The 7,953-nt window shown below is 48.2% G+C and carries 9 protein-coding genes; all 9 read left to right on the top strand.

Going from position 1 to position 7,953, the window contains the following annotated elements:
* The first annotated feature begins 219 nt into the window (after positions 1 to 219).
* Entirely contained in the window at positions 220 to 1,233 is a 1,014-nt protein-coding gene (locus tag ADH66_RS19570) for a hypothetical protein (RefSeq protein WP_066537323.1), read from the top strand.
* A 9-nt stretch (positions 1,234 to 1,242) separates the two neighbouring features.
* On the top strand, positions 1,243 to 1,542 hold the full coding sequence (locus ADH66_RS19565) for a PadR family transcriptional regulator (RefSeq protein ID WP_066537325.1): 300 nt from the start codon (positions 1,243 to 1,245) through the stop codon (positions 1,540 to 1,542).
* 132 nt (positions 1,543 to 1,674) lie between these two features.
* Positions 1,675 to 1,809 (top strand): 50S ribosomal protein L34, encoded by a 135-nt coding sequence (gene rpmH, locus ADH66_RS19560; RefSeq protein ID WP_022336127.1) that lies wholly within the window; start codon positions 1,675 to 1,677, stop codon positions 1,807 to 1,809.
* A 102-nt stretch (positions 1,810 to 1,911) separates the two neighbouring features.
* Entirely contained in the window at positions 1,912 to 2,310 is a 399-nt protein-coding gene (gene rnpA / locus ADH66_RS19555) for a ribonuclease P protein component (RefSeq protein ID WP_236757149.1), read from the top strand.
* Positions 2,307 to 2,540: a membrane protein insertion efficiency factor YidD gene (gene yidD, locus ADH66_RS19550; protein WP_066537327.1), complete on the top strand. Its 234-nt coding sequence runs from the start codon at positions 2,307 to 2,309 to the stop codon at positions 2,538 to 2,540. The genes rnpA and yidD overlap by 4 nt, the downstream gene beginning before the upstream one ends.
* Positions 2,541 to 2,621: 81 nt before the next feature.
* On the top strand, positions 2,622 to 3,683 hold the full coding sequence (locus ADH66_RS19545) for a YidC/Oxa1 family membrane protein insertase (protein ID WP_236757148.1): 1,062 nt from the start codon (positions 2,622 to 2,624) through the stop codon (positions 3,681 to 3,683).
* Between the two features lie 27 nt (positions 3,684 to 3,710).
* Positions 3,711 to 4,649 carry an RNA-binding cell elongation regulator Jag/EloR gene (jag, locus tag ADH66_RS21280; protein WP_066537336.1) on the top strand — a complete coding sequence of 313 codons (939 nt, stop codon included), beginning with the start codon at positions 3,711 to 3,713 and terminating at the stop codon, positions 4,647 to 4,649.
* 55 nt (positions 4,650 to 4,704) lie between these two features.
* On the top strand, positions 4,705 to 6,063 hold the full coding sequence (gene mnmE, locus ADH66_RS19535; protein ID WP_066537337.1) for a tRNA uridine-5-carboxymethylaminomethyl(34) synthesis GTPase MnmE: 1,359 nt from the start codon (positions 4,705 to 4,707) through the stop codon (positions 6,061 to 6,063).
* Positions 6,064 to 6,074: 11 nt separating this feature from the next.
* Entirely contained in the window at positions 6,075 to 7,952 is a 1,878-nt protein-coding gene (gene mnmG / locus ADH66_RS19530) for a tRNA uridine-5-carboxymethylaminomethyl(34) synthesis enzyme MnmG (protein WP_066537341.1), read from the top strand.
* Position 7,953: the final 1 nt, after the last annotated feature.

Here is a 7,953-nt window from a genome sequence, read left to right as displayed (position 1 = left end):
GTAATATACCCTCCAGTTTTCATGTTCAGGCAGGAATCGCCTCTGCCTGTCCCCAAGTATAAAAATATTTTACCTGACTAGTATAGCATACCCGGAGCCATTTTTCAAATATTTTTCAACATTCCCCTTGACTTTTCCACCGAAAAGGACTATTGTATTTTTGACAGTAATATTTTTAACAGTAGTTGCTAAATATTACAATATCAGGAGGAATACAATATGAAGCGTTTTGAATATTTTGAGAAGCTATCACTTGCGGCCAGGTGGTTTTTGCCCCGTGAGGAGGCTAAGAGTGTCATTGACGACTATAGGGATATTTTGAGCGAAGTCGGAGGGCAGGAGGAGGCCAGGGAGAGATTCGGGAGGCCATGGGGGCCGGTGATGGAACTTGCTGATAGTAAAAAAGTCAGGCGTTGGCATATGTTTCTAACTATTATGGTTTTTTGCGCTCTTACTCCTCTGCTAACTATCATTTGGGAAAAAATCGGAGGTCCTTACATTTATTTTCTTGAACCTGCCGGAGATATAATACTTTGTGGTATTGTATATATGTTTGGGCTGGAGGCTATTCTAGGCGGCTCAAATAGTAAGATATTAACTTGGGTGTCTGTTACAATACTTTCAGTGGCGGGAATAGTTGCTTTATTTATGCATCCTATTGAACTGCTTGATGCTTTATTCAGCCCAATAGAAAGAATGATTTTTGGGAGAAATTTTCCTAACTATTTTAAGGCGGAGCATTTAATTTTTATTAGTGCAATCATTTCCTTTATATATTTTGGTTTTGGAAAGAAATGGGAACAGCCACTTAAACGATCTTTGATTTTTGGAATTTGTGCCATAGTTTTAGCTATATTGTGTTTGTATGGATTTGTCATATATTGTTTCCATGTGGATTCTGGCCTGATGCTGCATATGTCTATAGTTATTATTATCTATGATATTTCGGCAGTTCTGTTATTTTTTGGAGCTGTGTTAAGCGTTGCAATGGCAAAGATGTTTGATTCAAGATGGAGGGCAGTTTATATTCTGTGTGTCACTGGAATAGTGATCTGCCTTGAGGCAAATAGTATTTTCTGGAATATGTCGCCGTCGATTTGGGCGCATTCTGAAGGGGGTGGTATTATCCCAACAGATGAGTTCGCACAGAGTATTACTACTCTTTTTACTTGGGATTTGGGATATTGGGATTTGGGATATGGATTGGTCCTCGCCGCCGTCGGTCTGCTGTGAGGTGTCGCCATGCTGAAAAAAGATATAATACGTCTATGTATGCTCCACCTGCTGACGGTCAGAGACCGCTACGGCTATGAGATGCTCTCGCTTCTGCACGGCATATTCGCCGACACCCAGGAGAGTGCCATATATGCCCTGCTCAGGGAACTATGCAGGGAAAAATATACGGAGAGTTACGTAGGTGAGACCTCGGGAGGGCCGGCGAGAAAGTATTATAGGATAACGGAATCCGGGAGGGAGGAATACAAGCGGCTTATGGAGATTTGGCGGGGGCTCAAGGAATCGCTGGAGAAATTGGGGATATGATCCCCAAAATATCCTATATTTTGGATTTTTTCTTTCTCTATGAGATCCTTGAAAATTTTATGTTGACATATGGGGGGCATTTGGGTTATAATTTGAAAATGCAAGGGTTAAGCCCGAAAGGAGGGACTTTTTATGCTGAGAACTTATCAGCCCAAGAAGCTCCACAGAAAAAAGGAGCACGGCTTCCGCAAGCGGATGTCCGACCGGAACGGCCGCAAGGTTCTTGCCCGCCGCCGGGCAAAGGGCAGGGCGCGTCTTACCTATTGATCGACTGCGCTTTCTGTTTGCATAGGAACGGGCGCAAGGTACTTGCATGTGGCCGGGCAAATGGAGCGTTTCTATCGATCCGGCGCTTAAAGGTCACCTAGCGTGACCTTTATTTGTTGTACCCTGCTTTGGAGGGGAGGTGGCGCTGCTTTGGGACAGCTTGTTTCGTTGTGCAAAAACCATGAGTTTCGGCGTGCCTATGCCAAGGGGAAAAATTATGTTTCGCCGGTTGTTGTGGCTTATGTGATTAAAAACAGATGTCATTCTGTGCGGGTAGGTATTACTACCAGCAAAAAAATAGGAAACGCCGTAGAGCGCAACCGGGCAAGGCGGGTCATCAGAGAAGCCTTCAGAGAGCTTTCCGCTCAGGTAAAACCAGGTTATGATGTGGTTTTTGTGGCAAGGGGACGCACTCCTTTTGTGAAAAGCACAGAGGTGCGCCAGCATATGATACAGCAGCTAAAGTCGGCGGGGATATTGGCTGGGAAACGGAATATATGAAATACATCTTGATTAAGCTTATTGAGTTTTATCGAAAGTTTATCTCACCCTTGACGCCGCCGTCCTGTAAGTATACGCCTACATGCTCACAGTATGGGCTGGAGGCTATTGAGCGGTTCGGGGCATTAAAGGGCGGTGCGCTGACTCTATGGAGGTTTCTTCGCTGTAACCCGTGGAGCAGAGGTGGGTATGACCCGGTACCCGAAAAGAGGAATACTCTTTTAAAGTAATGGTTAAATTCAAGAAGGATTTATAAAATTTGAGAGGCGTGGAGTTCATACATCGCTAGAAGGGGAGATAGGGACCTTATCATGGCTATTTTTAACTTTTTCGGCAGCTTACTCGGCTATCTGCTCTGGGCTCTTTACACCGTGTTCAGAAACTACGGTGTGGCTATCATTTTGTTTACGGTTATACTGAAGGTGGTAATGTTCCCCCTCTCTGTAAAACAGCAGAAGAGTATGTCTGCTCAGACAAAGCTGGCGGACAAGCAGAAGGAGCTGCAAAAGCGTTACGCTAATAACCAGCAGAAGTATAACGACGAGCTTATGAAGCTCTATGAAAAAGAGGGTGTGAATCCGGGCAGCGGCTGCCTGACAACGCTGTTGCCTTTCCCGATAATGCTGGGCATTTTCTACAGCGTTATAATGCCCCTGTCAAATACGCTGCACATTGCCGGTGAAACTGTGGCTAAAGCTACAGATTACATTTCAAGGATTCCGGGCGTGGCTTCGGCAAGCGGGCTGGGGCTTTATCAGGAATTACAGATCATAAAGCATTTTGACGTGTTAAAGCCAAATCTTACTATGTTTTCGGCCGCCGATATTGATAAGATAGAATTTTTCTCAAAGGGTTTCCGGTTTTTAGGGCTTGATCTTCTGGCGTCGCCGCAGGGCTCGGGGTTCCTTACCTTCCTATGGATAATTCCAATATTGTCTCTGGTTTTTAGCTTTGGGACTCAATTTTATACTACAAAAGCTATGGGAAGCAGTACACAGACTGGCTGTACAAAAGTGATGATGTACGTATTCCCTCTCATCAGCGTGTACTGGGCGTTCATCATGCCTGCGGCTGTCGGTATGTATAATATTGTCTCGATTTTGACCAGCTTCTTACAGACCGTGGTTATGAACAAGTATTTCAGCGCAGAGCAGCTTGCGGTGAGGAAGGAGGCCAGCAGGGCTTTGGCGCTAGAGTTGGCAGAGGGAAATGTGCGCCCCTTGACCGCCGCGCAGCAGAAAAAGATAGCGGATAAGCTTGCGGCTGTTCCGCAGCAGAAGCAGGTTAAGGAAACAGCGAAACAGAAGACAAAAAAGAAAAAATCCGGCTCTGTTTCGGGGGATACTGCCAGCTATATGGGCAGTAAAAAGTGATAATTCTGTAAAAGTGGAGGTTATATAATGATAAAAGAAGCTATCGCAACCGGTGAAAATGTGGAAGCTGCCTTTGCCAGTGCTTGTAAGCAGCTTGGCGTTGAGACTATTGACGCCAGCTGTGATGTGCTGGAGCTGCCACAGAAGAAGACTCTTGGTCTTTTTGGAGGACGTCCGGCGAAGGTGCGCGCGTATATTGAAGTACCAGAGGAGGTAAAACCCAATAGAATTGAAGAAGGGCCTATTGTGACGCCCGTAGAAAAGACGAATTCGGAGCCGGTAAAGCCTGTTGAAAAGCCGCAGGTGCCTGTGGGCTCTGATGTTGAGCCGGTAAAGAAGGCTGCTGAGTATGTTAAGACTATACTCAGCTATATGGGTCTGCCGGGAGCCAAGGTCGATATCCAGCCTAACGAATCCGGCGCTGCTCTAGTGCTTAGTGGCGAGGACGTAGGGTTTGTGATAGGTCATCGCGGCGAGACCCTTGACGCGCTGCAATATCTGGCTTCACTTGTAGCAAATCATACTGACGGCGCGTATTTCCGTTTGACCTTGGACGTAGGAAATTACCGTGAGAAGCGCAAGGAAACTCTTGAGGCCTTGGGAAGAAAGATGGCGTACAGGGCTGTTAAGACTGGACGCAACTCCTCCCTGGAGCCTATGAACCCATACGAACGCAGAATTATCCATACGGCTGTCCAGGAGGTTGAGGGCGCAAAATCCTGGAGCGAGGGAGTGGACCAGGCAAGACATGTGGTTATTGGCCCGGAGGGCGGCGAGCGGTACCAGTCCCGCAACAATAATCGCAGGGGCCGTGGAGGTTATAGCGGCAATAAGGGCGGTTATGACCGTAGAAATGGCGGCAGGTCCCAAAAGAATCAGCAGCACCATGGTGCCCCAAGGGCTGACGGACCAAAATCAGATGATCCTGGCGCTCCAATTTATGGGAAGATAGAGGCAAAAAAGTAGTAGAGAGCGGGATGGCGGAGGCTGTCCCGCTTTTTGAATTTGGGAGGTATTTTCTTTGAATAAGACGATCGCGGCGATTTCTACGGGACAAGCTCCGGGAGGCATTGGGGTCATACGTGTTTCCGGGCCGGAGGCCTTTTCAATATGTGAGAGGGTGTTTAGGCCAAAGCTTGGAAGAAAATTATCGGAAATGTCCGGGTATACTGCTGCTCTTGGGGAGGTTTGGAGCGGGACAAAATTGGATGACTGTGTGGCATTGGTATTCCGTGGGCCGAAAAGTTATACCGGCGAGGATGTGGTTGAACTTTCCTGCCATGGGGGGTTGTATGTGACCCGTCAGGTATTGGCGGAGGTATTAAAATGCGGCGCTGCACCTGCCGGTCCCGGAGAGTTTACGAAGCGGGCGTTTTTTAACGGGAAGCTGGACCTGGCGCAGGCTGAGTCTGTAATGGAGATAATCAGCGCGCAGGGGAGAAATTCAATGCTTGCTGCTCAGGCAGCTGGGTCGGGTATGCTGAGCAAACGTATCGTCAATATTAGCGAACGTCTGGAGGGGCTTGCGGCGCACCTGGCTGCATGGTCGGATTTTCCTGAGGAGGTTGACCTTATTGATATTGGAGAGGTAGCCATATCGCTTGGGATATGCAAGGAGGAATTATCACAGCTTTTGAAGGGATTTGACCAGGGAAAGATATTTAGAGAGGGGCTTCGCACTGTTATAACAGGGCGGCCGAATGTGGGAAAATCTACATTGATGAATTTATTGGCCGGGAGGGAACGCTCTATTGTAACGCCGTATCCTGGTACCACCAGAGATGTGGTGGAGGAGTTGGTCTCATTAGCTGGGGTACCGCTTATGCTGGCTGATACCGCTGGTCTCAGGCATACAGAAGACCCGGTTGAGTGTATTGGGGTTGAATCCGCGCGGAGATGTTTGAAAAATGCGGAATTGGTACTGGCAGTGTTTGACTGGTCTAATGAACTTATGGAGGAGGATTTTAAGCTGATAGAGTCGATTAGGGAACTGCCCGTTATCGCGATAGTAAATAAGTGCGATCTGGAGCAGCGGATCGATTTAGATTTTATTGTGAGTAATTTCAGGTATTATGTTACAATTTCTGCTTCGCGTAATATAGGCTTTGATAGTCTTGAGTTAGCTTTCAACAAGTTTATCGGTGCGGAAAATTTTGATGCCGGTCAGGCGGAGCTTTTTACAGAAAGGCAGCGGGCAGCGGCGCTGGCGGCCAAATCGGCAGTTGAACAGGGAAGGGAGGCTATAAAGCAAGGGCTGACTCTTGACGCGGTAACGGTTTGTATTGAAGACGCCCTGAACGCCCTGTTTCAGCTGACAGGACGGAGGGTTTCTGATGAAATAATTGACCAGGTATTTGAAAGGTTCTGCGTTGGAAAATAGAGGAGAGGGATATGACTTATTTTGCACAGGAAATTGATGTTGCCGTCATAGGCGCTGGTCATGCAGGTATTGAGGCTGGATTGGCGGCCGCTAGACTGGGGTGCCGAACAGTGGTGTTTACTATTAACCTAGACGCGGTGGGAAACTGTCCATGTAATCCAAGCATAGGAGGTACTGCAAAGGGGCATCTGGTCAGGGAGATAGATGCTCTGGGGGGCGAGATGGGTAAAACTGCGGATGAGTGTACGATACAGAGCAGGATGCTTAATCTCGGCAAGGGACCGGCTGTGCATTCCTTGAGAGCCCAGATAGACCGCAGCTTGTATGCACGGGTGATGAAGCATAAGCTGGAGCTTTGTGACAACCTTGAATTGCGGCAGGCGGAGATTATAGATTTGAAGCCTATAGATGGCCGCTGGGAGGTAACCACTCGTCTGGGGGCTGTCTACAGAGCTGCTGCGGTAATCTTATGTACAGGGACATTCCTGGGAGGTAAGATTTTTGTTGGCGAGGTATCTTTCGAAAGCGGGCCTGATGGTATGTTTCCTTCGGCTTTTTTGCCGGACAGGCTGCGGGAATTGGGAATATCCCTGAGACGGTTTAAGACTGGGACTCCTGCCAGGGTGCTCAGGGCTTCTATCGATTATGCAAATCTTGAGGTGCAGCAGGGCGACGAGCCGGTAATACCTTTTTCTTATGACACTGAGGAGGAACTGACAAATAAAGAGGTATGTTATATCAGCTGGACAAATGCTGAAACTCACCGGGTTATCCGGGATAATATAAGCCGGTCTCCGCTCTATTCCGGGCTTATTGAGGGTGTGGGTCCGAGGTATTGCCCCAGCATTGAGGATAAGGTGATCCGTTTCCCGGATAAGGACAGGCATCAGCTGTTTATTGAGCCCTGCGGCTTAGAGACTGAAGAGATGTACCTCCAGGGCATGAGCTCATCGCTGCCGGAGGAGGTACAGGTGAAATTCTATCGGACAATACCGGGATTGGAGCATGTGCAGCTTATGCGCAGTGCTTATGCTATTGAGTATGATTGTTGTGACCCGTTGCAGCTGGACGCCGCTTTGGAATTTCGTGATTTTCCCGGACTTTATGGAGCTGGCCAATTTAATGGAAGCTCCGGGTATGAGGAGGCTGCCGCACAGGGGCTGGTCGCCGGAATTAACGCCGCGCGGAGAGTGCAGGGAAAAAAGCGGCTGATACTGGACAGGGCAGGGTCATATATTGGCACACTGATTGATGATCTGGTTACAAAGGGAGTTACTGATCCATACCGCATGATGACTTCGCGTTCTGAGTACCGGCTGATACTCAGACAGGATAATGCTGACGAGCGGCTTACGCCTATAGGCCGGGAAATTGGGTTGATATCGGACGGCAGATGGGAGAAGTTCCGGAAAAAGCAATCTGAAAAGGCAGCAGAGCTGAGGAGAGTGTCTGGGACCACCTTACCCCCAACCGAAGCGTTGAATAATGTGCTTGTTTCACGTGGAACAACCCCGGTCAGCACAGGTATAAAGCTTAGTGAGTTACTTAAACGTCCACAAATCTCTTATGCCGATTTGACAGAGGTCGATTCCCATCGTCCTGAATTGAGCCAGGCTGTACAGGAAAGCGTTGAGATACAGCTTAAGTATGAGGGGTATATTAAGCGGCAGCTGGCTGACATAGAGGAGATGCGCAGAGTAGAGAGAAAAGTATTGCCGAAGAATATCGACTATAGAGAAATTAGAGGGCTCAGATTGGAGGCAGCCGAAAAGCTTGAACTGGTGCGGCCGGAAAATCTTGGACAGGCCGGGAGGGTTTCCGGTGTCAGTCCTGCTGATATATCAGTGTTGATGATATGGCTGGCCTCAAAAGAAGAGAGGGGGACTTAAC

This window comes from Acutalibacter muris (assembly GCF_002201475.1).
GTDB classification, from domain to species: domain Bacteria; phylum Bacillota; class Clostridia; order Oscillospirales; family Acutalibacteraceae; genus Acutalibacter; species Acutalibacter muris.
The sequence above is the reverse complement of the archived record's forward strand: the minus strand, read 5'-3'. Positions and strand labels throughout refer to the sequence as shown.

What these genes read in the sequence shown, in the direction of transcription:
- ADH66_RS19570 (WP_066537323.1), top strand. Translation starts at nt 220, where the DNA reads ATGAAGCGTTTTGAATATTTTGAGAAGCTATCACTTGCGGCCAGGTGG.
- ADH66_RS19565 (WP_066537325.1), top strand. Translation starts at nt 1,243, where the DNA reads ATGCTGAAAAAAGATATAATACGTCTATGTATGCTCCACCTGCTGACG.
- rpmH (WP_022336127.1), top strand. Translation starts at nt 1,675, where the DNA reads ATGCTGAGAACTTATCAGCCCAAGAAGCTCCACAGAAAAAAGGAGCAC.
- yidD (WP_066537327.1), top strand. Translation starts at nt 2,307, where the DNA reads ATGAAATACATCTTGATTAAGCTTATTGAGTTTTATCGAAAGTTTATC.
- ADH66_RS19545 (WP_236757148.1), top strand. Translation starts at nt 2,622, where the DNA reads ATGGCTATTTTTAACTTTTTCGGCAGCTTACTCGGCTATCTGCTCTGG.
- jag (WP_066537336.1), top strand. Translation starts at nt 3,711, where the DNA reads ATGATAAAAGAAGCTATCGCAACCGGTGAAAATGTGGAAGCTGCCTTT.
- mnmG (WP_066537341.1), top strand. Translation starts at nt 6,075, where the DNA reads ATGACTTATTTTGCACAGGAAATTGATGTTGCCGTCATAGGCGCTGGT.